The sequence below is a fragment of the Desulfovibrio sp. 1214_IL3152 genome (assembly GCF_036763055.1).
Lineage (GTDB): Bacteria > Desulfobacterota > Desulfovibrionia > Desulfovibrionales > Desulfovibrionaceae > Desulfovibrio.
This window is the reverse complement of record NZ_JBAIYW010000372.1, coordinates 1-1,695: the sequence shown is the minus strand read 5'-3', so window position 1 is coordinate 1,695 and position 1,695 is coordinate 1. Positions and strand designations below refer to the sequence as shown.

Sequence of the window (1,695 nt, the reverse complement as noted above, 5' to 3'; positions counted from 1 at the left end):
TCTGGCGACTGCGCGAGCAGACGCCCGCCGCGAAGGCGTAAGCGCAATTTATTTGCGCGGTTAAACGCCGAAGCGAGCGTGTTTTAAACTTTGAAAATGTATATTTTCAAAGTTAATCTGCTCTAGGGTGCGGACGGGGAGCGGGCCGGATTGTCCGGCTTGCACCCCCAAAACCGGATTCTCTCGGGAGATGCGGGAATTTGTGGACAGTTTTTTGATGCCGATATACAATTTTCAAGGTTGCAATGCTTCTGTTTCCCAAACCGGAGGAAGACATGGGTAAGAGTACCGCCGCCAAACCTGCGCAAAACAAAACCAAGGGACACGCGCCCGAAGCCGGCCAGAAAAAGCTGGTGCTTAACGGCGCTGACATTGTGCAGATTGGACCCGAAGCGGAATTGCTTGTTGGTGGTAAGAACTATAACACGGCGTTAATCAGCCAGATAGAAGGTATTCAGGCTCCGTATTTTCGTGCCATATCTTCTCTGGCTTTTCACCAGCTTCTGGATGAAACCAAGGTCAACGGGCGCGTTGTGCGCAGCGTTGTGGACCGCGAATACGGCCGCATCGACTGGAACGACCCGGAAATCAACCAGGACCCGGATTTTCTGCAAAAGTTCGTGCGCCAGCTTGGCCGCCAGATCCATCAGGCCGCCAAGGCCGAAGGGGAACAGTCACACACCAAACTGCGTACCTTTATCAATAATATTGTAGAAGGTTTTGCCACCTCTCCCGAAGGTATCGATCAGTTGCGCAAGCGCTCCGTTATGGTGCAGGCCGCCATCCTTTCGGTGGAACTTCCCGCCGAAGTCTGCGAAGCCGTGCGCAGCGCCTACCGTGAAATCTGTCGTGATAACGCCGATGACATGACCCCTGTGGCCGTGCGGTCTTCCGCCGCCGGTGAAGATTCACGCAAAAAGGCTTTTGCCGGCCTTCAGGACACCTATCTCAACATGGTGGGTGAAGACAGGGTTGTGGAAGCCTATCACTGGGACTGCGCCTCGGCCTATAACCTGCGCTCCATGACCTATCGCCGCGAGGCCATTCTGGACGCGCTGGCGAAGGCCGAAGAAACGGGTGATGAATCCATTGCCGAAAATGCCAAGGAAGAATGGGCCATTGAGCACACTTCCCTGTCCGTCTGCATGATGCAGATGATCAATCCGGTGATTTCCGGCACGGCGTTTTCCGCTGATACCGCCACTGGCTGCCGTGGTACGGACCGCAGGGAGCTTGTGAGCATCGACGCCAGCTATGGCCTTGGTGAGGCCGTGGTGGGCGGCAAGGTCACGCCCGACAAGCTTTATGTCTTCCAGCGCGACGACGGCGGCGAAGTGGTCATCCGTCAGATGGGCTGCAAGGACATGAAGATCATCTATGATGAAAGGGGCGGAACCAAAGAAGTGGAAGTGCCTGAGCTTGAGGCTCTGCGCTGGGCGCTTTCTCTGAGCCAGGCCGAGCGCGTGGCCCAGGGCGTGCGCGCCGTGAGCAAGTCTTACGGCGGCATGATTATGGATACGGAATTCTGCATTGACGCCAATGACAAGCTCTGGTTCGTGCAGGCCCGCCCCGAAACCCGCTGGAACGAAGATCTGGAGCAGCATCCCACCACCATTTTCATGCGCCGCCGCGAGGTGGACGCCAAGGCCGCTGATGAGGCCGAGGTTCTGGTGGAAGGCAACGGCGCTTCGCGCG

At 56.8% G+C, this 1,695-nt stretch carries 1 protein-coding gene; it reads left to right on the top strand.

From position 1 onward, the window contains the following. Window positions 1-275: 275 nt before the first annotated feature. The coding region (locus V6C07_RS08055) for a PEP/pyruvate-binding domain-containing protein (RefSeq protein WP_333535858.1) at window positions 276-1,695 on the top strand (1,420 nt) is incomplete at its 3' end.